22 protein-coding genes and 2 tRNA genes are annotated in these 24440 nt (G+C 67.0%); 17 read left to right on the forward strand and 7 right to left on the reverse strand.

The window, feature by feature from the left end; genetic code table 11:
- Positions 1 to 3 precede the first annotated feature (3 nt).
- From LF41_RS07705 to LF41_RS07745, 9 genes are all read left to right on the forward strand, one after another.
- On the forward strand, positions 4 to 444 hold the full coding sequence (locus LF41_RS07705) for an ExbD/TolR family protein (RefSeq protein WP_036168532.1): 441 nt from the start codon (positions 4 to 6) through the stop codon (positions 442 to 444).
- The gene (gene msbA, locus LF41_RS07710) at positions 441 to 2198 is read left to right on the forward strand and encodes a lipid A export permease/ATP-binding protein MsbA (RefSeq protein ID WP_036168190.1); all 1758 of its coding nucleotides are present in this window, start codon (positions 441 to 443) and stop codon (positions 2196 to 2198) included. Before LF41_RS07705 ends, msbA begins: the two co-directional genes overlap by 4 nt.
- A complete protein-coding gene (lpxK, locus tag LF41_RS07715; protein WP_036168192.1) occupies positions 2195 to 3190 on the forward strand; it encodes a tetraacyldisaccharide 4'-kinase in 996 nt (331 codons plus the stop codon). The genes msbA and lpxK overlap by 4 nt, the downstream gene beginning before the upstream one ends.
- Positions 3190 to 3954: a 3-deoxy-manno-octulosonate cytidylyltransferase gene (gene kdsB, locus LF41_RS07720; protein ID WP_036168195.1), complete on the forward strand. Its 765-nt coding sequence runs from the start codon at positions 3190 to 3192 to the stop codon at positions 3952 to 3954. The genes lpxK and kdsB overlap by 1 nt, the downstream gene beginning before the upstream one ends.
- A gap of 89 nt (positions 3955 to 4043) precedes the next feature.
- Positions 4044 to 5456 carry a nhl repeat protein gene (locus LF41_RS07725; protein WP_036168197.1) on the forward strand — a complete coding sequence of 471 codons (1413 nt, stop codon included), beginning with the start codon at positions 4044 to 4046 and terminating at the stop codon, positions 5454 to 5456.
- 24 nt (positions 5457 to 5480) lie between these two features.
- Positions 5481 to 7346, forward strand: coding sequence for an excinuclease ABC subunit UvrC (gene uvrC, locus LF41_RS07730; RefSeq protein ID WP_036168200.1), 1866 nt, complete (start codon positions 5481 to 5483; stop codon positions 7344 to 7346).
- The gene (gene pgsA / locus LF41_RS07735; protein ID WP_036168202.1) at positions 7346 to 7927 is read left to right on the forward strand and encodes a CDP-diacylglycerol--glycerol-3-phosphate 3-phosphatidyltransferase; all 582 of its coding nucleotides are present in this window, start codon (positions 7346 to 7348) and stop codon (positions 7925 to 7927) included. The genes uvrC and pgsA overlap by 1 nt, the downstream gene beginning before the upstream one ends.
- 26 nt (positions 7928 to 7953) lie before the next feature.
- A tRNA-Gly gene (locus LF41_RS07740) sits at positions 7954 to 8029 on the forward strand.
- Between the two features lie 72 nt (positions 8030 to 8101).
- Positions 8102 to 8175: transfer RNA gene (locus LF41_RS07745), tRNA-Cys, on the forward strand.
- Between the two features lie 383 nt (positions 8176 to 8558).
- On the opposite strand, the gene LF41_RS07750 is transcribed toward LF41_RS07745, so the two are convergent.
- Positions 8559 to 9548, reverse strand: coding sequence for an acyltransferase family protein (locus LF41_RS07750; protein ID WP_052116230.1), 990 nt, complete (start codon positions 9546 to 9548; stop codon positions 8559 to 8561).
- Positions 9549 to 9630: 82 nt separating this feature from the next.
- The gene (locus LF41_RS07755) at positions 9631 to 10146 is read right to left on the reverse strand and encodes a DUF4760 domain-containing protein (protein WP_036168204.1); all 516 of its coding nucleotides are present in this window, start codon (positions 10144 to 10146) and stop codon (positions 9631 to 9633) included.
- Positions 10147 to 10282: 136 nt separating this feature from the next.
- On the opposite strand from LF41_RS07755, the gene LF41_RS07760 reads away from it, so the two are divergent.
- Positions 10283 to 11473 carry a hypothetical protein gene (locus LF41_RS07760; protein ID WP_036168206.1) on the forward strand — a complete coding sequence of 397 codons (1191 nt, stop codon included), beginning with the start codon at positions 10283 to 10285 and terminating at the stop codon, positions 11471 to 11473.
- A 48-nt stretch (positions 11474 to 11521) separates the two neighbouring features.
- Here LF41_RS07760 and LF41_RS07765 read toward each other — a convergent pair whose 3' ends face one another.
- On the reverse strand, positions 11522 to 12484 hold the full coding sequence (locus LF41_RS07765; protein ID WP_036168209.1) for a HEAT repeat domain-containing protein: 963 nt from the start codon (positions 12482 to 12484) through the stop codon (positions 11522 to 11524).
- 178 nt (positions 12485 to 12662) lie between these two features.
- Between LF41_RS07765 and LF41_RS07770 the strand changes: the two genes are divergently transcribed.
- From LF41_RS07770 to LF41_RS07785, 4 genes are all read left to right on the forward strand, one after another.
- Positions 12663 to 14315 carry an FG-GAP repeat domain-containing protein gene (locus LF41_RS07770; RefSeq protein ID WP_036168211.1) on the forward strand — a complete coding sequence of 551 codons (1653 nt, stop codon included), beginning with the start codon at positions 12663 to 12665 and terminating at the stop codon, positions 14313 to 14315.
- Complete coding sequence (locus LF41_RS07775; protein WP_036168213.1) at positions 14312 to 15631, forward strand: FG-GAP repeat domain-containing protein; 1320 nt, start codon at positions 14312 to 14314, stop codon at positions 15629 to 15631. The genes LF41_RS07770 and LF41_RS07775 overlap by 4 nt, the downstream gene beginning before the upstream one ends.
- Positions 15632 to 15717: 86 nt before the next feature.
- Positions 15718 to 16968 carry a putative DNA modification/repair radical SAM protein gene (locus LF41_RS07780; RefSeq protein WP_036168216.1) on the forward strand — a complete coding sequence of 417 codons (1251 nt, stop codon included), beginning with the start codon at positions 15718 to 15720 and terminating at the stop codon, positions 16966 to 16968.
- Positions 16965 to 18428, forward strand: coding sequence for a UdgX family uracil-DNA binding protein (locus LF41_RS07785; RefSeq protein ID WP_036168219.1), 1464 nt, complete (start codon positions 16965 to 16967; stop codon positions 18426 to 18428). The genes LF41_RS07780 and LF41_RS07785 overlap by 4 nt, the downstream gene beginning before the upstream one ends.
- Here LF41_RS07785 and LF41_RS16730 read toward each other — a convergent pair.
- Entirely contained in the window at positions 18332 to 18631 is a 300-nt protein-coding gene (locus LF41_RS16730) for a hypothetical protein (protein WP_152599936.1), read from the reverse strand. The genes LF41_RS07785 and LF41_RS16730 overlap by 97 nt on opposite strands.
- A gap of 99 nt (positions 18632 to 18730) precedes the next feature.
- On the opposite strand from LF41_RS16730, the gene LF41_RS07790 reads away from it, so the two are divergent.
- Genes LF41_RS07790 through LF41_RS07800 form a run of 3 tightly spaced genes read left to right on the forward strand, consistent with a single transcriptional unit; the run spans position 18731 to position 21115 of the window.
- Positions 18731 to 20230: an FAD-dependent oxidoreductase gene (locus LF41_RS07790; protein WP_036168221.1), complete on the forward strand. Its 1500-nt coding sequence runs from the start codon at positions 18731 to 18733 to the stop codon at positions 20228 to 20230.
- 47 nt (positions 20231 to 20277) lie between these two features.
- Positions 20278 to 20691, forward strand: a complete 414-nt coding sequence (locus LF41_RS07795) for a DUF1801 domain-containing protein (RefSeq protein WP_036168224.1) — start codon at positions 20278 to 20280, stop codon at positions 20689 to 20691.
- Positions 20692 to 20713: 22 nt separating this feature from the next.
- Positions 20714 to 21115, forward strand: a complete 402-nt coding sequence (locus tag LF41_RS07800) for a DUF1801 domain-containing protein (RefSeq protein WP_036168227.1) — start codon at positions 20714 to 20716, stop codon at positions 21113 to 21115.
- A 3-nt stretch (positions 21116 to 21118) separates the two neighbouring features.
- Here the strand turns inward: LF41_RS07800 and LF41_RS07805 are convergent, their stop codons facing one another.
- From LF41_RS07805 to LF41_RS07815, 3 genes are all read right to left on the reverse strand, one after another.
- Positions 21119 to 21685 carry a hypothetical protein gene (locus LF41_RS07805; protein ID WP_036168230.1) on the reverse strand — a complete coding sequence of 189 codons (567 nt, stop codon included), beginning with the start codon at positions 21683 to 21685 and terminating at the stop codon, positions 21119 to 21121.
- Between the two features lie 70 nt (positions 21686 to 21755).
- The gene (locus tag LF41_RS07810) at positions 21756 to 22640 is read right to left on the reverse strand and encodes a DUF2950 domain-containing protein (RefSeq protein WP_036168233.1); all 885 of its coding nucleotides are present in this window, start codon (positions 22638 to 22640) and stop codon (positions 21756 to 21758) included.
- Positions 22637 to 24340 (reverse strand): DUF3300 domain-containing protein, encoded by a 1704-nt coding sequence (locus LF41_RS07815; protein ID WP_052116232.1) that lies wholly within the window; start codon positions 24338 to 24340, stop codon positions 22637 to 22639. The genes LF41_RS07810 and LF41_RS07815 overlap by 4 nt, the downstream gene beginning before the upstream one ends.
- Between the last annotated feature and the right edge of the window lie 100 nt (positions 24341 to 24440).

Raw genomic sequence — 24440 nt, forward strand, 5'->3', positions numbered from 1 at the left:
CGCATGCGCATCCGCGACCACCGCGAGGACGACGCGCCGGAGATCAACCTGATCCCGCTGATCGACGTCGTCCTCTGCCTGATCATCTTCTTCGTCGTCACCACTACGTTCGACGCGCGTTCCGTGCTCAAGCTGCAACTGCCGCAGGCCGATGGCCAGCCGGCGGATTCGCAGGGCAAGGCGCTGAGCGTGCTGGTCAACGCGGAGGGGCGTTACTTCATCGACGACCGCGAAGCGCTGCGCACCGACGTCGAGTCGCTCAAGCAGACGCTGGTCGATGTCGCCGGCACCGATCGCACGCGTCCGGTGTTGCTGCGCGCCGACGGCCGCACGCCGCACCAGTCCGTCGTCACCGCGCTCGACGCGCTCGCCCAGCTCGGGTTCTCGAAAGTGTCGATCGCCACCGCACCGCCCGTGCAGGCTGCACAGGCCAAGGCCCCATGACCGAACCCTCGACTGCGACCCCCGCGCAGACGTACCGCCGCCTGCTCGGGTTCGCCAAGCCGTATCGCGGCTGGCTCGCCGGCGCCGCCCTCGTGATGGGCCTCGAAGCCCTGACCAGCTACGGCATCACGCGCCTGCTCAAGCCCATCGTCGATGGGCTGGCCGATCCCAAGACCTTCGCGATGTGGCTGCCCGCCGCATTGATCGGCTTGTTCATCGCGCGCGGCCTGTTCGGCCTGGCCGGCGATTACACGATGGCCCGCTCGGGCCGCGGCGTCGCGCGCGACCTGCGCCTGATGCTGATGCGCAAGTATTTCCGGTTGCCGGGCGATCGCTTCGACGCAGAACCCGTCGCCTCGATGCTCACGCGCCTGGGCGGCGACACCGAGCAGGTCGCGCAAGCCGCGGTCGATGCATTGAAGGTGATGATCAGCGCGAGCCTGATGACGGTCGCGATGATGTGGGCGATGTTGTCCACCAGCTGGCGCGTGACCATCGCGCTGCTGTTGCTCGCGCCGTTCCTGATCTGGGCGATGAACACCGTCGGCGGGCGTTACCGCCGCATCAACCATCGCATCCTCGAAAACGCCGCCGACATGCTGCAGTCCGCCGACCAGGCGCTGCACGGCCACCAGGAAGTGAAGATCTACGGCGCGCAGGACAGCGAGATCGGTCGCTACGCCGAACAAACGCAGAAGAACCTGCGCCTGGCGTTGAAGGTGGAAGTCACGCGCGGGTCCATTTCGTTCTTCGTGCAGGTGCTCGGCGCCATCGGCATGGCGGTGCTGTTGTTCCTCGCTGCACGCGAGGCCGCCGCGGGCCGATTGACCGCCGGCGATTTCACCGTGCTGATGACGGCGATGGTCGGCATCATCCCACCGCTGCGCCAACTCACCGGCGTGCAGGCGATGCTCCAGCGCGGCGTCAATTCCGCCGACCGCCTGTTCTCGGTGATGGACGCGCCCGACGAGCGCGACACGGGCACAATCCCGCTGCAACGCGCTAAGGGCGAGCTCGAGTTCCGCAACGTCACCGCGCGCTACGCCAATCAGAACCGCCCGGCCATCGACGACATCAGCTTCGTCGCCAAGCCCGGCACCGTCACGGCCATCGTCGGCCGCTCGGGTTCGGGCAAGACCACGCTGATCAAGCTGATCCCACGGTTCTACGAACCCGAGAGCGGGCAAGTACTGCTCGACGGCCACCCGATTTCCGATTACCCGCTCGCCGACCTGCGCCGCCAGGTCGCGATGGTGAGCCAGCGCGTGATCCTGTTCGACGCCAGCGTCGGCAACAACGTCGCGTACGGCGAAATGGAAGGCGCCGATTCCGATCGCCTCGCCGCCGCCGTGCGTGGCGCGAACGCGATGGAATTTGTCGAACGCCTCCCCAACGGCATGGACACGCGCATCGGCGAACACGGCGGGCGCTTGTCCGGTGGGCAGCGCCAGCGCCTGGCCATCGCGCGCGCGATGTTGAAGGACGCCCCGCTGCTGATCCTCGACGAAGCCACCGCCGCGCTCGACAACGAGTCCGAACGCTTGGTGCAGGACGCGCTCGAACACCTGATGCCGGATCGCACGACCATCGTCATCGCGCATCGCCTGTCGACCATCGAACACGCCGACCAGGTGCTCGTCCTGGACGAAGGCCGCCTGGTGGAGCGGGGCACGCACGCCGAACTCATCGCGCAGGGCGGCGTATACGCGCACCTCCATCGCATGCAGTTCCGCGAGCAACCGGCGGAAGGATGAAGAAAGGCGGCCCACCGGACTGGTGGTACTCCGATGCCGCGGTGCCGCTCGGTGCGCGTGCGCTGAGCAGCGTCTACGGCGGCGTCGTCGGGATGCGCCGCAAGTGGTACCGCCGCGGTTGGTTGAAGGCGCAGGGCGCGGGCGTGCCGGTCATCGTCGTCGGCAACGTCGCCGTCGGCGGCACGGGCAAGACGCCGCTGACCATCGCGCTGATCGAACGCTTGCGCGAAACCGGTTGGAACCCCGGCGTCGCGAGCCGCGGTTACGGCCGCGACGACCCCAAGACCGCGCGCTGGGTGGACGCACGCACCGCGCCGAATGAAGGCGGCGACGAGCCCGTCCTCATCGCATTGCGCACGGGCGCGAAAGTCCGCGTCGACCGCGACCGCGTGGCCGCCGCGCGCGAACTGGCGCAGGCCGGTTGCGACATCGTCGTCTGCGACGACGGCCTGCAGCATTACCGCCTCGCGCGCGATGTCGAGATCGATGTCGTCGACCTGCGCCGCCACGGCAACAACCGCCTGATCCCTGCCGGCCCGTTGCGCGAACCCGTGCAGCGCGCCGACGAATGCGACTTCCGCGTGGTGAACGTGGGCAGCGACGACGCGCCCGCCGGTTTCGGCGAATGGCCGATGCGCCTGGTGCCGGGCGACGCCGAACCCATCGAAGGCGGGCGCCCGAAATCGCTGTCGACGTTTTCTGGTCAACGCGTCCACGCCGTCGCCGGCATCGGCAACCCGGACCGCTTCTTCAACATGCTGCGCGCGCACGGCATCGCCGTTGTGCCGCATGCATTCGCCGACCATCATGCGTACGTGCCGGCGGATTTCGAGTTCGGCAGCCGTCTGCCGATCCTCATGACCGAGAAGGACGCGGTGAAGTGCCGCGAACTCGCGGACGCGGCGTATTTCTCCGTGCCGGTGCGCGCCGAGTTGCCGGAAGCTTTCTGGATCGCGTTGTTCGACAAACTCCCGCCGAAGGGACACGCCTGATGACGGAGTTCGTGGTCGCCATTCCCGCGCGTTACGCGGCCTCGCGTTTGCCGGGCAAACCCCTGCGCACCATCGGCGGTGAACCGCTGGTGCTGCACGTCGCCCGCCGTGCGCTCGCGGCCGGGGCGCGTGAAGTGTGGGTCGCCGCCGATGATCAGCGCATTGCGGATGCGTTGGCGGGCAGCGGCGTTCGCATCGCGATGACCTCGCCGGATCACGCCTCCGGCACCGATCGCCTCGCCGAATGCGCGCGCATCGCCGGCTGGTCGGACGACACGATCGTCGTGAATCTCCAGGGCGACGAACCCTTCGCGCCGGCCGCCGGCATCCAGGCGGCGGCCCGGACGCTCGCGCAGTCGAAGGCCGAAATGGCCACGCTCGCCACGCCCATCGACGACGTCGACACGCTGTTCGACCCCAACGCCGTGAAGCTCGTGCGCGACGCGCAGGGCCACGCGCTGTACTTCAGCCGCGCGCCGCTCCCGTGGCCGCGCGACGCCTTCGCCACCGATCGCACCGCGATGCCGTCCGGCGGCCCTTGGCTGCGCCACATCGGGATCTACGCGTATCGCGCCGGCTTCCTGCAGCGATTCACCGCGCTGCCGCCGGGCACGCTGGAGCGCATCGAATCGCTGGAACAACTGCGCGTCCTCGAAGCGGGCTTCCGCATCGCGGTCGCGTTGTCGCCGGAACCGTTTCCGCCCGGCGTCGATACGCCCGAAGACCTCGCCCGGGCCGAAGCCCGGTTCGCATCCCGCACGTGAACCTTCGACCCGAATCACGCATGCTGCGTCGCACCCACCCGTAGACTTGGGCACGCGTGGGGTCGTTTCGATGGTCTGGAGTCGTGGGGATGGGACGTACGTTGGTGCCGGGGTTTCCTGATTCGTTGCATTGGTTGAACGCGGCACCGCCCTCGGCGGCGCACATGCGTGGCTGGCTCACGGCCGTGGCCTTCGTCAATATCGGGTCGGCGTGGTCCCTCCAGGCGTTGCACGATCTGCAGGCATTGCGCCTGCGCCATCCCGGCCGCCTGCGCGCGTTCGCCGTCCACGTCCCGCGCTTCGATCACGAGCGCGATCCGCGCCGCACCCTCAAGCGTGCCAACCGCCACGGCGTGACCTTGCCGCTGGCGATGGATGCCGATTGGGTCGCCTGGCAACAGTGGGGCGTGCGCAACTGGCCGACCGTGGTGCTGATCGACAGCGATGGGCAGGTGCAGGCCCGCCTCGAAGGCGGCGATGCCTTGCTCGACATCGACAAACGCCTGCAGGCGCTCGCCGGCACGCCGACGATGGACGACGACGGCGTGCAGGTGCGCAAGGTGCGCGAACCGGCGATGCCGCTGATGTTCCCGACGGGCCTGGCGGTCACGCCGCAATATCTCTACGTCGCCGACAGCGGCCACCATCGCGTGCTGGAATGCAGCCATGCCGGCCGCATCCTGCGCGTGTTCGGCACCGGCGATGCCAACCTGCTCGATGGCGATCCGGGGCACGCGTCGTTCCAGTGCCCCCATGGCCTGGCGTTGCAACGCGACATGCTCTACGTCGCCGACACGGGCAACCACGCCGTGCGCCGCATCAACCTGCGCAGCGGCGACACCACCACGCTGTGCGGCAACGGCCGGCGCGGCACGCCCACCGAAGGGCCGGTGCACGATTCCTCGTCAGTGCGCCTCGATGCGCCGCGCGCGGTGGCCGTCGCCAACGACCAGCTGCACATCGCGCTGACCGGCGACAACAAACTCTGGACGTACGACCTCGGGCGCGCGCTGCTCACGTTCCGCGCGGGTTCGGGCGAGCTGGCCGTGAAGGACGGCGTGGGCTCGGCGGCGGCGTTCGCGCAACCCGTCGCGCTCGCGGCCGTGCAGCAGAACATCTACGTCCTGGACAGCGCGGGCTCGGCGGTGCGTTCGCTCAAGCTGGGCGACCACTCGGTGCAAACGCTGCTCGGGCAGGGCGCGTGGGCCTTCGGGCATGTCGATGGGCCGCGCAACATCGCGCAATTGCAGGAACCGCAGGCGATCGCGCTCGACCCCGACGCCCCGCTGCTGTGGATCGCCGATGCCGGCAACGACCGCCTGCGCAGCCTGCGCCTGGGCGGTGGCGACCTCACCACGCACATGCTGCCGCAACCGCTGCACGGCCCCTCGGGCCTGGCGGTCGGCGCCGGTGCGGTGTGGATTGCCGATACGGATGCGCACGCGGTGCTCCGCGTCGACCCGAAAACCGGCGCGGTTCAGCATGTGCCGATTGGGGAATGACCCGGCCGCCCCGATAATGGTCCGGTGACGACGCACGCCCCGCAGCAAGCTCCATTCGACGGAAAGGCCTTCGCCCGCGGGCTGGGCACGCAGCCCGGCGTCTATCGGATGTACGGCAAGGACGACGCCGTGCTGTACGTCGGCAAGGCGCGCGCGCTGAAGAACCGCGTCGGCAGCTACTTCAACGCGACCCCCAAGGCCACGCGCACGATGGCGATGCTGGCGCAGGTCGTGCGGATGGAAGTCACCGTCACACGCACCGACGCCGAAGCGTTGTTGCTCGAAAACCAGCTGATCAAGTCGCTGCAGCCGCGTTACAACGTGCTGCTGCGCGACGACAAGAGTTACCCCTACGTGCTGCTGACGCAGGAACCGTGGCCGCGCCTGGCGTTCCATCGCGGGCCGCGCGCGCTGGCGGGGCGTTACTTCGGCCCGTATCCCAGCGCCGCCGCGGTGCGCGAAACGCTCAACTCGATGCACAAGCTGTTCAAGTTGCGCAGTTGCGAGGACAGCGTGTTCCGCAACCGCTCGCGGCCGTGCCTGCAGTATCAGATCGGGCGGTGCAGCGCGCCGTGCGTCGGCCTTGCGCCGGCGCGCGATTACGCCGATGCGGTGCGTCGCGCGTCGTTGTTCCTCGACGGCCGCAGCGAAGAGCTCGGCAACGAACTCACCGGTGCGATGGAAGCGGCCAGCCAGCGCCTCGACTTCGAGGAAGCCGCGCGCCTGCGCGACCTCGTCACGACGATCCGCAAGTTGCAGGCGCGCCAATACGTCGACGGCCAGGCCGCGGATCTCGACGTGCTTGCCGTCGCGATGCAGGGCGCTTCGGCGTGCGTGTTGCTGCTGGCCTTCCGCGACGGGCGCAACCTCGGCACGCGCGCGTTCTTCCCGAAGACCAACGGCGCGCCACCGGAAGAAGTGTTGTCGGCCTTCGTGTCGCAGTACTACGGCGAGCAACCGCCGCCGCGCGAAATCGTGCTGGATCGCGACGTGCCCGATCGCGAGCTGATCGAAGTCGCGCTGTGGGAAACCGCCGGCCGCAAGATCACGCTCAAGTGCAACGTGCGCGGCGAGCGGGCAGGGTATGTCGATCTCGTGAAGCGCAACGCCGAGCTCACCCTCGCGACCGAACTCGCCAGTCACGCCGCGCAGAGCGCGCGCGCGGAAGCCTTGCGGGAGATGTTCTCGCTGGCCGAAGCCCCCAAGCGCATCGAATGCTTCGACATCAGCCACACGATGGGCGAGGCGACGGTGGCCTCCCAGGTCGTGTTCGACGAGAACGGCGCGGTGCGCAGCCAGTACCGCCGCTACAACATCACCGGCATCGAGCCGGGCGATGACTACGCGGCGATGCACCAGGCGCTGGAGCGCCGCTTCCGCCGCGCTGTGGAAGAGGACGGGATCTTGCCCGACGTGTTGCTGATCGACGGCGGCAAGGGCCAGCTCGCGCAGGCGAATGCGGTGCTGAAGGACCTCGGCGTTTCTTCTGTGTACGTGGTCGGCGTCGCCAAGGGCGAGGAACGCCGCCCCGGCCACGAGACCCTGATTCTCCCGGACGGCCGCGAATTGCGCCCCGGCCCCGAATCCCCCGCGCTGCAACTGGTGCAGCAGGTCCGCGACGAAGCGCACCGCTTCGCCATCACCGGCCACCGCGGCAAGCGCCAGAAAGCGCGCAGCACCAGCCGGTTGGAAGACATCCCGGGCATCGGCCCGCGCCGCCGCGCGAGCCTGCTCAAGCATTTCGGCGGCCTGGGCGGCCTGAAGCAGGCGGGGGCGGAGGAGATCGCGCGCGTGGAGGGCATCAACCTCGCGCTCGCCGAGCGAATCTATGCGACGCTGCACGGGCTGCCGATGCCGGCGGCAGGAACCATGGAAGCAGGACGCGATTGATGAAGATGACGGTACCGACCTGGCTCACCATCGCCCGGATCGTGATGATCCCCGTGCTGGTGGCGGTCTTCTACCTGCCCTGGAAGTGGACCAATTTCGCCGCCGCCTTCGTGTTCGCCTTCGCATCGGCGACCGACTGGCTCGACGGCTACATCGCCCGCCGCTGGAACCAATATTCAGCCTTCGGCGCATTCCTGGACCCGGTGGCCGACAAACTGATGGTCGCCACGGCCCTGTTCCTCGTGGTGCAGAGCCATCCCACCAAGTGGATGGCGCTTTGGGCCGCGGTGATCGTGGGCCGTGAAATCGCCGTCTCGGCGCTGCGCGAATGGATGGCCGAACTCGGCCAGCGCAAGAAAGTGGCCGTGGCCAGCGTGGGCAAGATCAAGACGATCGTGCAGATGGTCGCGGTGACGCTGCTGCTATACCAGGCGCCCGTCCTCGGCATCCCGGTGTTCAGCGTGGGCGAGTGGATGCTGGCGGTCGCGGCGATCCTCACGTTGTGGAGCGGTTTCGAATACCTGCGCGCCGCATGGCCCGCATTGCGCGAACAAGCGCACGCAGGTGTTGACACCCAATGATTGGCCCGTAAAATGGCGGGCTCAACGCGGGAATAGCTCAGTTGGTAGAGCACGACCTTGCCAAGGTCGGGGTCGCGAGTTCGAGTCTCGTTTCCCGCTCCAGTTTCTAAGACGAAGCCCCGTCCGCGGGGCTTCGTTGTTTCAGGCGGATGTGGTCCAATCCGTACGTCATCCGGCCGGGTGGCAGAGTGGTTATGCAGCGGACTGCAAATCCGCGTACGCCGGTTCAATTCCGACCTCGGCCTCCAGATTCAAACGCGCGCCCCGCAAGACTTTTTGTCGTGCGGGGCGTTGTTGTTTTCGGCCTGGTGATTTCAATTGTCCGGCAGTTGTCCGGCGCCGCCGCTGCAGTCGTTGCTTTCCGAAGGCGTAGAGCATCCCTCCCGCGCTTCGTCCAACGCGACACGCGGGGCGACCTTGGTTTGGGCGGAAACAAGGGACGACCTTCGGCATGTGCCTTGATCGCAGCTTGCCTGATCTGTTCGATTTGCTCGTCGGTTAGGGCCATGGCTCGGTCGATCGCAACGGTGGCCCCGTAATCAAAATCGACATCTCCCAAGCTCGGTTGACAAGCACGTCTCCGCAGGTTCAGCGGGTCGGCTTCGCCATCTCCTTTGCGTGCACCATTACATCAGGAACGCTCTCGTTCCAATTGGGGCTGGAAACCAGCGACGTGGTCACCCTCACCATGGCGGGCAGCTGCATCGAGTGCAGGGCGGTTTGACCGGAATAGTGCCTCAAGCGTGTGATACGACAGCGCCGCCATGCCGACGCCAAACAGCGTGGAGGCGGCCAGCACGAAGTCCCAGCGCATCCCCTGCTTGTGCATCCAGTAGGCGAGCGCGAAGTGCCAGAGGTAGATGCCGTAGGACAGCTTCCCGAGATACACGAGGGACCGAGCCGACAGCCACTTCGGCGCGTTGCCGAGCAGAATGCAGGCGGTGAACAGCTCCACGACGATGACGCCGGTTTCGTGGCTGCTCGCATCGTTGAACTTGAACACCAGCACGCACCCCAGCAGGCCGAGTAGGAATGGCCACGTGGGCAGGTTGAAGCGCGGGAGCATCGCCAGCGCGCAGCCCAAGACGAGGCCCGTGCAATGCGTGTCAAAGCGCGTGTAGGCCGCTGACCAACCCCATTGGAACTTCCAGACGGTCAAGGCAGCCCATGCGGCGATCAGCACGGTGAACCCCGGCTTCTTGCGCAACAGGATCAGCGGCCAGAGCAAGTAGAACTGCTCTTCGATCGCCAATGACCACGTGTGCCGCAGGTAGTCAGGGAACTGGTAGAGCGGAAGCGTGTAGTCGCTCAGATGGAAGAACGCCGCCAGCGCATCGCGCCAGTGTGGGTGGTTCGGCTCGACTTTCGGAGCCGCCCACAGATACGCCGCAAGCATTAGCGCGAAAGGCGGCACCAGGCGTTTGAACCGCCGCCAGTAGAACGTCGGCAAGTCCGGGTTCGCGAGGAGGACCTGCGTAATCAGGTAGCCCGAGAGCACAAAGAACACGTCCACCCCGATCCAGCCCCCGTTGAATCCGGGAACGCGGGCGTGGAAGACGACGACGGCCAGAACCGCGAGCGCCCGCAGCCCGTCCAGCTCTGGCTTGTATTGGATCCCCATTTGGTAAGAGTACGGGTGCCGCGTACCCCGGTTCAATTCTGACCTGCGCGCAAGCGTGCCCCATTCTTCTTGCAGGGACCGACTACCGCCTCGGCTTCCAATCACGGAAGCGTTCGAACGCGGGCGTCTGGCTCGGGCGCCCCCGTTCTTCCAATCGCTCGGCGAGCCACTGGAACCATTCGAACAACAACGGGTGGTTCTGCTCGCGGCGGTTCGCTTCCGCCCACGGCTTGAGCCGCTGCCAGAGCAGCACGACGGCGCCGCCGATGATTTCCTCGACCATGTCCATCGGCAGGCTTTCGCGATAGACGAGGAGGCCCATGCTTTCGAAGCGCGCACCCAGCGCGAGCGCGGCGTCTTCGTACTCGGGACCCAACGCACGCAGGTCGTCGGCAGGCACCGCAACCGGCAACGGGTAGATCAGGCGGAACGCTCGCGTGAACTGCTGGTCCTGGATCGAGCGCATCAGTTCGCTCGCCGCCGCGTCGAGCCGCTGCCGACGAAACTGCCGGATCTGCGCCGCGCCGAAACACAGTGCGACGACGACCGCCAGGTTGCCGATGATCTGCGCGAATTGCGAAAGCGACGCGATATCCATGGGGATGCAGGGAGCGACGGTGCCCCTACTTGCTACGGGCAACCGGAGGCGTTCCGGCCGGGTGAAGCGAGGACGCGAACCGAATCCCGACCAAGCGCCAATACGGTATCGTCCTGCGATCTGCAGGGGAGCCGACATGACACGCAACCGAATCTTGCCGTGGGCCGGCGTGCTTGTCGGCGCGCTTGTCGCCGGAATGGCCTTCGCCGACTCGTGGGCCCCCGCGAGGACCACGCAGTACGTTTCCGCCGATGGCGATTGGCGGCTCACCGTGGAGCCGCGCGACATCGCGGGGCCGCTGGAGTATTTCCAGGACGCCGCGGCAGGTAAGGACACGCCGGGCGGCGTCCCCGGCAGCAAGCAGACCAGCGCCGTCGGCACCATGGAGCATCGCGTCGGCACGACGTGGCAAAAAGTCTGGCGCGAAAAGTTGCGCAACGACGTCGCACCGGTCGAAGCCATCGCGCTCCCCGGCGGCGTCGCGATGACGCTCGACAACTGGCACAGCATGGGGTTCGGCAAGGACGTCGTGGTGCTCTACGACGCGAAGGGCGCCGTGACTGCGTCGTACGCACTCGACGACTTCCTGCCGAAGGACTACGTGCGCGCGCTGCCACGCACGGTGAGTTCGCTGCATTGGCGCGGCAAGGCGACCGCGTTGCCGGACGGCAAGCGCGTCTCCATCGCCGTGCTCGTCCCTTCCGAGGAGGGCTCGCCATTCGCGGAGGACGCGCGCTTCGTTCCCGTGGTCTTCGACCTGGCGGCCGGCAGGGTCATCCCGCCCTCCGGCGCGGAATGGGACCAGGCGCTGCAAACGTCGAGGACGGTCCGGACGCACCAACGCGCACTCGAAGCGAAGCGGCGCAAGGAATTCATCGAGCCCCTGCGGTTTCCCGAGCCTGCGACGGAGCTTGCGCTGAGCCTATACATGGTCGAGGCGTTCTTCCGGATCGACGACCAGGGGGCGGACGGCTATCCGGAGACGACCGTGCTGCGCGCTTCGGATGCGGCCGACTACGCGCAATCCGTCGAATGGGTCCACGAGGCCCTGTGCAGGACACGCTGGGAAGGCACGCAGATGTTCGCCTCGTCCTCGCAGGACGATCTGGTTGCGAAGATCGAAGCGCAATCGAAGTGCCTGAAGACCGAGATGCTCGCGCGATCGCGCATCTACCTGGTGATGGACGACGCCCACTTCGCCCGCGGGCGCAAGACGCTGGCACGCACCGGCGCGGCCGTCATCCAGATCGACCCGGCCAAGCCGATCCCGCAGGATCCCGAACGGCTCGCGAACTACATGGAGTCTCGGCCATCGTCCGACGAATGAAAAACGCCCCGCATGGCATGCACCATGCGGGGCGTCGTGTTCCGATCTTCAGATGTACAGCGAGATCAGGTCCACAGTCCACTTCGCTTCGTTTTCCTTCGAGCTCTGCATCCGGGTCTTCAGTTCACCGAGATACGCGCGGCCTTCCGGCGTGTCCAGGTCGCCGATGGCCTTGATCGCCATCGCGCGGTCCTGCCAGAGATTGGCACTGGTCGAGAGATTCTTGAGCAGGTCGAACTGATCCACCGCGCGTAGATTGCCGAGCGAGGAGATCGCGGCCATGCGCACGTATTCGGCGTCGGCGGTGGTCAGCTTGGCGAGCGTCGGGATGGCGCGCGCGTTGTTGGTGAAGCCCAGGGCGTAGACGTCGAGGTAGTTGTCGTCCTTCGCGTGCGTCACCTTGTCGGCGAGCGCGTCGACGGCTTCATCGGAGGCCTTCGCGCCGTACAGCTCGAACGCGACCTTGCTCGCCAGTTCCTTGACGGCCAGCGACAGCGGTTCGTTCAACGTGGGCTCGACGATTTCGTCGAACGACCACACCGGCACCTTGCCGCGCTTGACGAACACCGCGATGTGCTTCTTGCCCGTCGCGGTTTCCAGGTCGGTGCTGAGGCTGGTGAAGGTGATGAACGGCGTATACGCGTTCGTGCGCCAGTTCTTCATGTTGAACGCTGCCACATCGAGGCGCGGGAACGTCGTCGCATCCGACGCCGACGACACCGTGATCGGCAAGCCGCGTGCGGCGAATTCGGCCTGGAGGGACTTCTCGAGGAACGCCGCGGGCTGCAGCGGCTTGCCGGAGTAATCGAGTGTCGCAGGCAGCCTGCCGCTGAAGAACGGGGCGGCGCCGGCCGACTGATGGTGGATGCCCAGCGTGGTCGTCGCCGCGGACGTGGTGGCGTACGGAACGTTCGACGGACTCGGATCCTTGACCGCATACGACCCCGGCGCGCAGCCGGCGAGCAAGAGCAACGAGGCGCTAAGCGCCGCGTGGATGGCATGACGTTTCATTGTGTCCCCTGGTGGCCCGTTGCGGGCGCATCGGAGTATGCCAACGCCGCGACTGCACGAACAGCCATGGCTGGTCTTGCGCGCGATGCCAATGTCGGTGGCCGCGTGACGCGTGGTGGCGGGCGGTCGGGGGCTCGAAGGCGCGATAAACTGCGCGACGGAACCGGGGGGAATCCGAATGTCACTCAAACACTGGATCGCGCTTGCCGCGGTCGTGTCGGGATGCGTGTCCAGTCATACGGCGCGCGCCGAATGGCGGCTCGAAAAGCCGATCGCCATCTACGTGGGGCCCGATGCGCGCGGATCGCTGCTGGCCGACATGAACGGCGATGGCCTCCTGGACATCGTCACGCAGTACGGCATGTTCAACCTGTGGAAGTGCGGCGTGTCGGTGACGTTGCAGACGCCGGATGGGTTCTCGTGGCCCGCGACCTACGAGATCGACGACTGCCACTTCGAACAGTTGGCACTGGCGAACATCACACCCGATCCGGGCCTCGAGATCGTCATGCGCACCAGCTTCAATCATCCGGACTGGTCGTATCGGATGCTCGAGTATCGCGCTGACACCAACACGCTCGTGCATGTCGAGAATTTCGGTTTCCTTGGCTGGGGGATCGGATTCGGCGTCCTCGACGTCAACCAGGACCGCCGCGACGATTTGTGGGAGGTGTTCGAAGACTCCGACAGTTCCAAGCCGGAAGTGACCTTCCGCTACAAGATCGCGTATGCGCGCGCGAACGACCGCCTGCCCGATGGCAAGAAGTCGGTCGGTTGGCTGCGCGGATACACCAGCGCCCGATTCGCATTTTCCGGCATCACCGATCAGCGCGGCATGACGGCCACGTCGAAGGCGGCGGTTTCGCAGTACCAGGTGGATCTGGATGCCGACGGGTACTTCGACGCCTTCTCCGGTTTGTGTCCGACGAAGTGCCTGTTCCGCCAGGAACCCTGGGGACAGCTGCGCACCATGCCGACGGTGGGCGAAACCGCCAACGTCTTCGGGGATATCGACGGAGACGGCTTGCCGGACGCGCTGCTCGGCGGCCGTGACGCCGATGGATTCACCATCGAAGTCGCGTTGCAGACGGCGCCGTATCACTTCGAACACGTCGGGACCCTCACGCCCTTCCTGCGCGTGGGCATGCCGGCCATTGTCGACATGGACCTCAATGGCCTGGCGGACTTCGCATTCGGCGGTGAAAACGGGCCCGGCACCGGCGCGATGTTCGTCTATCGGCAGATCGAGCCCGGCGTCTTCCAGGGCAGTGCGTTGATCGATGCGGGCTGGCCCTTGTTCGCCGCGCGAGCCGGCGATCTCAACAACGACGGTTGCCCCGACCTGTTGACGGCGAACGAGCTCATGGCCGACCACAACCATATGAATCTGTATCGCGGCGTCGGGTGCGAAGTCGGGGATCTGGCCGTGACGACCGATGTGCGCGCCAACAAGGCCGTCGTCTCGGTCGCGCACGTGCGCGGAACGAAGGCGCTCGCCCTGCGCACGATGCGCGTGAACATCTCGCCCGCGGTGAAGGACCCCACGCCGTTGGGATTCCAGGTGCGGCCGCCGGAGGGATGCGTCGAGCGACCGGCGGATGTGCCGCGTCGCATGTTCGACTGCGTGTTCGACATGGCCGCGGGAACGACCCGTGAGTTCGTCTTCAATCTGTCCATGGCCGCAGGCAAGGAGGCGCAAGTGCACACGATCGCCTTCCTGCTCGACGAAGGCGGCGACGGCAACCCCCTCAACAATCGCAGCAGAGTGGATGCGTACTGGCGGCACGTGACCGGCAGCGCCGATACGGTTCCCACGGGGATTCGCCGATGAACATGCGTCCCCTCGTTGCGATGTTGGTGCTCGCCTCGGGCCTGTTCTCGGCGAATGCGTCGGCGACGCTCTTCAATGCCGACGGCATCCAGCTGCCTTATCAGCAGAATGCGGAGCTCAGCCGGGATGCCGCCTCGGCGCGCGTGGCCGATGCCAACGGCGACGGGCGCATGGACGTGATGTTGCTCATGTTCGCGCGCGCGCCGGTAGAGGGCAGGTCGCTGGATCCCCAGTTCTGGCTTTACGAACAACAACCCGATGGTTCGATGCAGGTTGCGCGCCAGTTTTCCGGCATGTTCGAGGGTGGGGAATACGAACCGGAGAGCCTGGGGTTCGGCGACCTCGACGGCGATGGCATCGCCGAGATGGTGCTCAAGCGCCCCAACGACAAGATGGCGATCCTGGTGCGTACGCCCAGCGGGCCTTATCGCGAAGTCGCACAGTTCGACTATCCGCTCAAAGGACGCGGGTTGGTGCAGACGGAGATCCGGGACCTCAACGGCGACGGATTCGCCGACGTGCTGTTGCGCGTGAAAGGGCTGGGCGTGGCGATCTTCCGAGGGCGCGGGACCCTGACACTGGATGCGCCGGTTTACAGGCCGATGTACAGCCTCGACTCGTTCGAGCTCGCCGACGCCGATGGCGACGGCCGCCTCGACATGCTCGGTACCGAAATGGGCTCGTCGAACGTCGGCGTCGCGCTGGCCAATCCGGCGACCGGGTTGTTTGGGCAACCGTGGACGGCCTACACGCCCGGCTACTGGCAGTGGCCCTACGCGATCACCTCCGGCGTCTTCGGCGGCGTGCGCAGCCTGGTCGTCGCGGAGTACTCGCAGATCCAGACGGGCCCGAACACGGTCGACATCGGGTTCCTGTTCCGGTTCCTGCACCCCGGCCCGGATGGACGCTATGTCACGCACGACAGCTTCCGCATTCCGGTCGGCGGCACCGCGAACTTTTACGTCATCAAGGCGGCAGACCTGGATGGGGACGGCGACGACGACCTGATGATGAACCTCGCGTCCATGCCGCACATCTTCCTGCAGGAAGACGGCCGGTTGCAGCCGCCGCAGATCCTGCGCTACGCCGCATACGGCAACCGCCAGCCCCAGCCCGGCAACGTGCACCTGGCCGACTTCAACGGCGATGGCTGCCTCGATATCGGTTACGCCTACCGCGCCTACACGATCCACTACCGCACCGATTGCCCGACCCGCAATCCGAACGCGCCGATCTCGCTGCAATCGCAGAAGGTGAAGGCCAATGTCGTGCGCGGCCGCATGAAGCGGGCGAGGGCGTGGTGGCGTTTCTGGTAGTGCGATGGCGACGCCTTCACGCATCGCCTGAATCATTCATCCGTCATCTCACGGATTGAGACCCATCGCGCGCACCCTCGCGCGCGATGGACACTCTCACCAAACTCGGCATCCTCGCCGACGCCGCGAAGTACGACGCCTCGTGCGCGTCGTCCGGCGCCGGCAAGCGCGATTCGAAGAAGACCGGCGGCATCGGCAGCACCGAGGGCATGGGCATCTGCCATTCGTACACGCCCGATGGGCGCTGCGTGTCGCTGCTGAAGATCCTGCTGACCAACTTCTGCATCTTCGATTGCGCCTACTGCGTCAATCGCGTGTCCAGCAATGTGCGGCGCGCGCGGTTCGCCACCGACGAGGTCGTGCGGCTCACGCTCGACTTCTACAAGCGCAATTACATCGAGGGGCTGTTCCTCTCCAGCGGGATCATCCGCAACAGCGATTACACGATGGAGCAACTGGTGGAAGTCGCGCGCTGCCTGCGCGAGGACCACAGGTTCGCCGGCTACATCCATCTCAAGACGATCCCCGATGCGGCGCCCGAGTTGCTGGCGGCCGCGGGCCGATACGCGGATCGGTTGAGCATCAATGTCGAGTTGCCCACCGAAACCGGGCTTTCCGCGCTCGCGCCTGAAAAGAACCTCCCGCGCATCCGCGGCGCGATGGGCGACCTGCGCTGGCGCATCGAAGAAGGCAAGGAAGCACGCAAGGCGGCGAGGGGAGCCAAGCCGCCGAAGTTCGCGCCCGCGGGGCAGAGCACGCAGATGATCGTGGGCGCCGATGCTGCGGATGACCGCGCGATCCTGCTGGCCAGCGACAACCTCTACGGAAACTATCGACTCCGCCGCGTGTACTACTCCGGCTTCAGCCCGATCCCCGATGCCTCGTCGAAGTTGCCGGTGCAGGCGCCGCCGTTGCAGCGCGAGCATCGCTTGTATCAGGCGGATTGGCTGCTGCGATTCTATGGATTCGGCGTCGACGAGATCGCGCCGGCGGCCACCAAGTCGGCGAACACGATGCTCGATCTCGACATCGACCCCAAGCTCGCCTGGGCGTTGCGCAATCCGGAGCGTTTCCCGGTCGATCTCAACACCGCGCCGAAGGAGATGCTGTTGCGGGTTCCGGGGCTGGGGACGCGCAACGTCGCGCGCATCGTGCAATCGCGCCGGCACGGGCGGTTGCGGGTCGCCGATCTGTCGCGCCTGCGTGCGCCGCTGGCGAAAGTGCTGCCGTTCGTGTCGCTGCTGGACCACCATCCGCATCGCAAGTTGGACGATCCGTCGGCCTTGCGCGCGCACCTTGCGCCGAAGCCGCGCCAAGCGGATCTGTTCGCCGCATGAGCGCGCGGTGGTCCGCGACGGTCGATCCCGTCTGGGATTTCGATGCTTGGCGCGCGCAGGCGCGGTTGGCGTTGCGCGCGAACATCGCCCCTGACGCGATCGATTGGCACGGCGATGCGCAGGGTGGCCTGCTCGCAGGTCGTGCCATCGAATCAGCGTCACCCGTGCGCGAGGTGCCGGCAATGCCGCGCGACTTCTTCGACCTCGCCGCGCGCGTGGTCTGCCACCGCGACGCCGACGCTCCCGCGTTGCTGTACCGCATGGCCTGGCGCATCGCGAACGGTGAGCGTCACCTGTGCACGCTGGCGACCGACATCGACACGCACCGGGCGATGACGCTCGACCAGTCCGTGCGACGCGATCTCCACAAGATGAAGGCGTTCGTGCGCTTCCGCGAAGTGCCAGGGGTCGAAGGCGCGTTCATCGCGTGGTTCGAGCCGGAACACCACATCGTCGACCGCGTCTCCGGCTTCTTCGAACGGCGTTTCGCCGGCATGCGCTGGTCGATCCTCACGCCGTACCGCAGCGTGCACTGGAACGGCGAAGCGCTCGTGTTCGCGCCCGGCGCGGTCCGCAGCGACGCACCGGCGGACGACGCGCAGGAATCGCTATGGCGCACGTATTACGCCCACATCTTCAACCCCGCGCGCCTCAACCCGCGGATGATGCGGCAGGAAATGCCGCAGAAGTACTGGAAGCATTTGCCCGAAGCGCACGTGCTGCCGACGTTGTTGCGCGAAGCCGGTGCGCGCGTGGAAGCGATGGCCGAGCGCATGCCGCAACCGCCGCGCCGCCGCATTCCCGAAGCGGTGCCGGCCGTGGACACGCCCGCCGGCGACCTCGACACGTTGCGCACGCACGCCCGCGATTGCCGTGCCTGTCCGCTATGGGGGCCGGCGACGCAAACCGTCTTCGGCGAAGGCCCGACGGACGCGCGCATCGTGGTCGTCGGCGAGCAACCCGGCGACCAGGAAGACCTCAGCGGCCGTCCCTTCGTCGGTCCCGCGGGCAAGCTGCTGCAACGCGCGCTCGACGAACTCGGCATCGCGCGCGATACGCTGTACCTGACCAACGCCGTGAAGCATTTCCGATTCGAACGCCGCGGCAAGCATCGCCTCCACAAGGCCCCCGAACCCGGCCACGCGCGCGCCTGCCGGCAATGGCTGGCGCGGGAACTCGAACTCCTGCAGCCCGACACCGTCGTGTGCCTCGGCGCCACGGCCGCAAGCAGCGTGCTCGGCGCGGATTTCAAGCTGATGCAGCAACGCGGCCAGTGGGAGCGCTTGTCGAGCGGCGCCCGCGCGTTCGCGACCGTACATCCGGCGTGGGTGCTGCGCCAACCTGCGGCGCAACAGGAGGCGGCCTATCGTGGCTTCGTGGAGGACTTGCGCTTGTTGATCGACCGCCGCAACCACATCGCCACCGCGGCCAGCACCAGCGCGACGACGAACAGCACGTAGGACAAGAACAGCAGCTTCGTGCCGACACGGCATGCGGCCTGCGCATGATCGAGCGACGACGGGCCGCAGTAGCCGAACCGCAGCGATGCGGTGGCGACCGCCGACGAGTACACGAGCAGGCCGATGAGCAAGGTCGCAATGGACGCGACGGCGGCCAGCAGGAAGCGTCGTCGCGCAGCGCGGTCGAGGTTCTCGGGACGCATCGTCGTTTTCCCCCATTCCGGCGGTCGTTATAGCAGCACTGACGACGCGACCACCACGGCCCGTGGCGTACACAGGGAGGCCCGGCAAGGAGCCCGCCGATGAAGAGCGTGTGGCAGGAGGCCGTCCGCGCGACGCCCGCATGTCCGCAACTGCAGGGCTCCGTGAAAGTGGACATCGCCATCGTCGGTGGCGGGATCACCGGGTTGACCACCGCATGGTTGCTGGCGTCGCAGGGGCGGCGTGTCGCCGTGCTGGAGGCCGATCGCTTCGGCGCGGGCAACACCGGGCGTTCCACCGGCAACCTCTACGGGACGGTCGGGCAGGGGCTGCACGCCTTGCGCGAAAAATGGAGCGCGGAGATCGTGGGGCAGGTGGTCGCGTTGCGGTTGCTGGGCGTCGATCTCATCGAACGCATCGCCGCCGAGCTGTCCATCGAGTGCGAGTTCAAGCGCGTTCCGCATTTCATCGGTTGCGAAGGCGAGGGCGCGCACGTCCTGTCGAAGCTCGAATCCGAATTCGACGCCGCTTCCGCCGCCGGCCTGCACCCGCAATGGCACGAGCGCGGCAATGCGCCGTTCGGGATGGCACGCGCATTGCGCATGGATCGGCAGGCGCAGGTGAATCCGTATGCGTACGCGGCCGGTCTGGCCGCGCGATTGCAAGCGCAGGGTGCCCGATTGTTCGAGGACAGTCGCGTGTTCGACGTCGATGCGTCGAAGGGCCTGGTCAAGACGGACGCGGGCGAACTCGTCGCCGATGCCATCGTGCTCGCGACGCACTCGCCCGTCGGCTTCAACCTCGTGCAGGCGGAGATGAAAGCGTCGACGGAATATGGCATCGCCGCGCCGGCGCCCGGCGGGCGCGCATTCGAAGGCATCCATTGGTTGCGCGACACCGGCCTGTCGCTGCGCGCCACGCGCGTTGGCGGCGTCTTGCACGCGGTCGCCGTCGGCGAGAAGCACACGACGGGTGAACCCGGAGAAGGCAACCATCTGGCGCGCCTACGCAGCGAAGCGATGCGGCATTTCGGCGTGGAGGAATTCACGCACGCGTGGTCCGCGGAGCAATTCCGTTCCGCCGACGGGTTGCCCTACATCGGCCGCAGCGCGCACGACAATGTCTTCATCGCGACGGGCTTCGGCGCCGATGGATTGACGTGGGGCACGGTTGCCGCACATGCACTGTCGCGACAGATCGTCGAAGGCGATGTCGCGGACTTCGCGCTGCTTCGCCCCGCGCGCGTCACGCCGGTGAAATCGGCGAAGGGGTGGGCCGAGGAGAACGCGACCGTCGTCAAGCACATGGTGGGCGACCGCCTGAAGCACGTCGACCACACGGCGCTCGCGGACATCGCCGCCGGCGAAGGTCGCATCATCGAGATCGATGGCCACACCCTGGCGGTGCATCGCCGCGACGACGGCAGCGTCGTCGCACTCTCGCCGGTATGCCCGCACCTGAAATGCCGGGTCGCATGGAACGGCGACGCACGCACATGGGACTGCCCGTGTCACGGGAGCCGGTTCCGCGCCGACGGGCGCTTGCTGGACGGGCCAGCGCACAAGGATCTCGAAGTGATCGAGGTGCGCGGCGGCGGCTGACGCAGGTCGTGTAAGCTCCCGGTCCACGACGCCAGGGAGCCCCCACCTTGTCGAAGTCCCAGGTCACGCTGCTGTCCGGCGGCAATCCGCAGATCCCGAAAGGCGAGGGCGACGCGCCCGTGCAGGCGTACATCGCGGCGATGCCCGAGTGGAAGCAGGAGATCGGCCGCGAGATCGATGCGCTGATCGAGCACACCCTCCCCGGCGTTCGCAAAGCAGTGAAGTGGAATTCGCCGTTCTACGGCGCGCCCGATCGCGAGGGATGGTTCTTGTCGCTGCATTGCTTCGAGCGTTACATCAAGGTCGCGTTCTTCCGCGGGTCATCGCTCAACCCGATGCCGCCCGTCGAATCGAAGATGCCCGACGTCCGTTATCTCCATATCGATCCTTCCGGTTTCGACGCCGCGCAGCTCACCGAATGGGTGAAGCAGGCGGGTCGTTTGCCGGGCGTCAAGATGTAGCCATCCGACACGAGGTGCACGCATGGGCAAGGCTGGTGGAGTGAAGGAAAGCGGCGAAGCGGCGTCGAAGTTGATCGACGCGCGCATCGCGGAGCTCGGCGACTGGCGCGGGAAGACGCTCGCGCAAGCGCGTGCGGTCATTCGCGCGGCGGACCCGGGCATCGTCGAAGAATGGAAGTGGAGCGTTCCGGTGTGGTCGCACGCGGGCATCGTCTGCACCGGCGAGGTCTACAAACAGCACGTCAAGCTGACGTTCGCCAATGGCGCCGCGCTGCCGGATCCGAAGGGCTTGTTCAATTCCAGCCTGGAAGGCAACACACGCCGCGCGATCGACATCAAGGACGGCGAGGCGATCGACGAGAAGGCGTTGGCCGCGCTGGTTCGCGCGGCCGCGGCGCATAACGCGAAGAAGAAGGCGAAGTAGGGGTTACTTCGCCGGCAGGTAGGCCTTCGGCAACGGCAGGTCCGGCGTTTCGGCCTGCCACATCAGCGAGACGATCCACCAACGCTTGCCGTCGTTCATCAGCTGCAGGGTGTTGATGCCGCGCAGGGTGACGTTGTCTTTTTCGATCTTCGCTTCGTATGTGCTGAAGACATGCGCGATGTTGCCGAACTGCTCGGTCCTGCGTGCGAGTTCGCGTTCGTGGAACCCCTTCTCCAGCAGCAGCGGGCCGGAAGAGGCGACGTAGTCGTTGACGGTCAGCAGGCGGATGCCGACGGCGTCCTTCGACTTACCGCCCACGGGCATCATCCGCGCGCCGGGCACGAACAGCGAGCGCATGCGGTTCCAGTCGCGCACCTGGCCGGGCGGGCCGGAGATCACGTCGTACAACGCGGCCATCAGGCCGTCGATCGTCGTGGTGTCGGCGTCCTTCGCAGGCGGGATCGGCGTGACCACCGGGTTAGACGGCGGTTCGGCGTGCGGCGCGCTCTGCGCGAATGCGGGCGCGGACAACAGGGTGAGCGCGAGGAGCGGGGTGAGCGAAAGGCGCATGCGGCGGTCCGGTCGGAAGCGGTGACGCGCGATCAGGCCATCGGCGCCTCCGTCCGGACAGTGCCACAAGTCAAGGCTTCGGCTCGTCGATCGCCTGCCAGCCGCTGTCGGGGTCGAAGGTCTTCATCTTCGCCACGGTCTTGTCGGTGTCCTTGCCGAGGTCGCGTTCGAACACGCCGCCGTCGTGGCTGATCATGAAGGTCTTCAGCCCGGTGTCGCCGTACTTCACGGGCCATGCGACCAGGGCGAAGCCGCGGCTCATGTTGTCGCCGAGCGTGTATTTGTACGCGCCGCCCGGGGCCGAAGCACCCTGCGATTCGAGGATGCGGTAGCGGTAGCCGTGCCAGTCGGATTTCGGCGTGTCGTCGCCGAACAACGGGCCGAGCGGGCTGATCTCGCCGCTGTCGTCGTCGGCCCAATACAGGCCATCGTGGCGGCCGTCGGTGCTCACGAGTTTGCGCGCGTATTCGAGCACGCCGTCGCCGTCGCGATCGATTTCGGCGTAGTCGTTCTGCGCATCGTGGTACGTGCGCAGGGCTTCGATCACGTCGATTTCGTTGCGGCCGACGCGACGTGCGCGGATCTCATCGGCGCCCGCGGCGAGGTCGTAGTGCCAGCCTTTCGCGTCCTTGCGCAACGGCACGGGCAAGGTCCAACTGTCGGCGCCGACCGCGAGCATCTTGCGTTCGGCATCGATGTCGGTCCATGCGTGGCGTTCCTTGTACTTCGCGAGGAATGCATCCACGTCGGTGCGGTCCACGCTGCCGGTCGGGATGTAGGTGCGCCAATCCTTGCCGAGCAGCGCGGCCAGTTGCATGGCGTCGGCTTCCTTCGTGCCCAGGGCTTTGACGAGTGCGTCGCCGGCGGAGTCGGGCGACGGGAAGGCTTGTTGCGCGAACGCGGGCGTCGCGAATGCCAGCGCGATCAGCGAGACGAACGGGAGCGATCTGTTCATCGACGGCGTCCTCCACCGGCATGCCCGCCACTCGGCGCGCGTTGCGCGGCCTGGCGTTGTTGCCCGCCGCCACCACCGCGCGGTTGGCGATTGACCTGGTGCGAGGCCTGGCGATTCCCGCCGCCTCCCTGTCGCGCCTGCGCCTGGCTCGCGCGTCCGCGTTGCGAGGCCGCGTGCGATTGCTGCGGAGAGCGCGCGCCGGCGAATGCGTCGTTGTGCGGCCGTTGCTGATGGCTCATCTGCTGGCGTGCGGCATCGCGCGAGGCGTGGTTGTTCGCGCCTTGCTGGCGATGTTGCTGGGGCTGGCGATTCTGCGCCGAACGATTACCCGCGTGCTGCTGCCGATTGGCGGCGTTGGCGCGATCGGCGCCACCCGCACGTTGGGCACTTGCGGCCGCGCGTTCGCGTGCGGCGTCGCGGTTGCCGGCTGCGCCTGCATGTTGTCGCGCGGCGTCGCGATTCGCGCCTGCGCCCGCATGTTGCCGCGCGGCATCACCACCGCGCCGGGCTGCATCGGCGCCGCCGCGCTGTTCCACTTCACGCCTGGCGGTTTGCGCGCGCTGCTGCGCTTCGCGATTCGTGCGCGCGGGGGCCTCCATGCCGCGGCGTTCCATCGACTGCCGTGCTTGCGCGCGCCGCGCATCGTCGCCGCGCATGTGGTCGCGCGATGCCGAATCAGGCAGGCGATTGGCGTGCCGGTCGCGATTCACCTGGTCGCGATAGGGCACGCCGTCGCGATTCAGGCTGTTGTGTTGCCAGTTGCGATTGCTCGCGTTGATCTGCCGGTTGGTGTTGATGCTGTTGTAACTGTTGACGTTGATGTCGACGTCGTGGTCGTTCCAGTCCATGTCACCCCACAACGAGTCGGCGATCGCCACGCCCGTGCCCCACGCGAGCCCACGCGCGAGCGCGCTGCCTGGGTAGTAGTACGACGGCGGCGGATAGTAGGGCGGGGGATACGAGGGATAGGACCACGTGCCGTACACCGTCGTGGGGTTGTACGCGGGCACGTACACGGTTTGTGGATCGGCCGATTCGATCACGATCACGTCGGTCGATGCCGCCGGCGCGGCTGCGACCATCGCGCCCGAGCCGCTGTCGTCGTACACCGGCGCCGGTTCCGAAGGTGGTGGCGCCGGTTGCGTGCTGATCTTCTGATATTCGTTGGTCGCCAGGTTCCCCGCGTCCTTCGCCTTGCGCCGCAACTGCTGCACGGCGTCCATGACATTGTCGGGTTGGGCGAGGAAGGCATCGCCCAGGCGTTGCACCCATGCCGGATCCTGGCCGAGCGTCGAGAGCGCCTGCGGGAAGGCGACGAGCGATTGCACGCTCGGGTCCCACGGTTCATCGGCGACGAGTTTCACCGCGTCGTCGCCTTTCGCATCGGGGTGTTCCTTCGACCACGCCGCGGCGTCGGCGACGTCACCGGGATACGTCGCGGCCATCAACACCTGCGCAAGCAACGGGTCGGGATACAACGCGATCGGCGCGACCATCTGCGCCAACTCTTCCTGCGTGAACACACGGTCGCGCGCGGCGGGTGCAGCAGGCGCGGCGGCGGTCGTCGCGGCCGGCGACGGTGCGGCGGCCCCTGTCGCGGCGGGTGCCGGCGTGGCGGTGGGAGGCGCTTTCGCGTCGTCTTTCTTGCACGAGGCGCAGGCGAGGGCGACGACCACCAGCAGCAGCAATCGCGGGGACATGGCGGCCTCCCGAAGGGACGGGAGCGTCAGTCTGTTCGTGGCGCCCCGGCGGCGCCTCAGCAAAACAACCGACCGCGGCCAGCAAAACTACTGAGCCGCC

Origin of the sequence: Lysobacter dokdonensis DS-58 (genome assembly GCF_000770795.1) — a bacterium.
Taxonomy (GTDB): Bacteria; Pseudomonadota; Gammaproteobacteria; order Xanthomonadales; family Xanthomonadaceae; genus Noviluteimonas; species Noviluteimonas dokdonensis.

Coding starts and splice junctions, on each gene's coding strand:
- LF41_RS07815 (WP_052116232.1), bottom strand. CDS start 24,340: ATGTCCCCGCGATTGCTGCTGCTGGTGGTCGTCGCCCTCGCCTGCGCC.
- LF41_RS07750 (WP_052116230.1), bottom strand. CDS start 9,548: ATGGGGATCCAATACAAGCCAGAGCTGGACGGGCTGCGGGCGCTCGCG.
- LF41_RS07790 (WP_036168221.1), top strand. CDS start 18,731: ATGAAGAGCGTGTGGCAGGAGGCCGTCCGCGCGACGCCCGCATGTCCG.
- LF41_RS07760 (WP_036168206.1), top strand. CDS start 10,283: ATGACACGCAACCGAATCTTGCCGTGGGCCGGCGTGCTTGTCGGCGCG.
- LF41_RS07780 (WP_036168216.1), top strand. CDS start 15,718: ATGGACACTCTCACCAAACTCGGCATCCTCGCCGACGCCGCGAAGTAC.
- LF41_RS07705 (WP_036168532.1), top strand. CDS start 4: ATGCGCATCCGCGACCACCGCGAGGACGACGCGCCGGAGATCAACCTG.
- LF41_RS07810 (WP_036168233.1), bottom strand. CDS start 22,640: ATGAACAGATCGCTCCCGTTCGTCTCGCTGATCGCGCTGGCATTCGCG.
- LF41_RS07775 (WP_036168213.1), top strand. CDS start 14,312: ATGAACATGCGTCCCCTCGTTGCGATGTTGGTGCTCGCCTCGGGCCTG.
- pgsA (WP_036168202.1), top strand. CDS start 7,346: ATGAAGATGACGGTACCGACCTGGCTCACCATCGCCCGGATCGTGATG.
- LF41_RS07800 (WP_036168227.1), top strand. CDS start 20,714: ATGGGCAAGGCTGGTGGAGTGAAGGAAAGCGGCGAAGCGGCGTCGAAG.
- kdsB (WP_036168195.1), top strand. CDS start 3,190: ATGACGGAGTTCGTGGTCGCCATTCCCGCGCGTTACGCGGCCTCGCGT.
- LF41_RS07725 (WP_036168197.1), top strand. CDS start 4,044: ATGGGACGTACGTTGGTGCCGGGGTTTCCTGATTCGTTGCATTGGTTG.
- LF41_RS16730 (WP_152599936.1), bottom strand. CDS start 18,631: ATGCGTCCCGAGAACCTCGACCGCGCTGCGCGACGACGCTTCCTGCTG.
- LF41_RS07805 (WP_036168230.1), bottom strand. CDS start 21,685: ATGCGCCTTTCGCTCACCCCGCTCCTCGCGCTCACCCTGTTGTCCGCG.
- lpxK (WP_036168192.1), top strand. CDS start 2,195: ATGAAGAAAGGCGGCCCACCGGACTGGTGGTACTCCGATGCCGCGGTG.
- msbA (WP_036168190.1), top strand. CDS start 441: ATGACCGAACCCTCGACTGCGACCCCCGCGCAGACGTACCGCCGCCTG.
- LF41_RS07785 (WP_036168219.1), top strand. CDS start 16,965: ATGAGCGCGCGGTGGTCCGCGACGGTCGATCCCGTCTGGGATTTCGAT.
- LF41_RS07765 (WP_036168209.1), bottom strand. CDS start 12,484: ATGAAACGTCATGCCATCCACGCGGCGCTTAGCGCCTCGTTGCTCTTG.
- LF41_RS07770 (WP_036168211.1), top strand. CDS start 12,663: ATGTCACTCAAACACTGGATCGCGCTTGCCGCGGTCGTGTCGGGATGC.
- LF41_RS07755 (WP_036168204.1), bottom strand. CDS start 10,146: ATGGATATCGCGTCGCTTTCGCAATTCGCGCAGATCATCGGCAACCTG.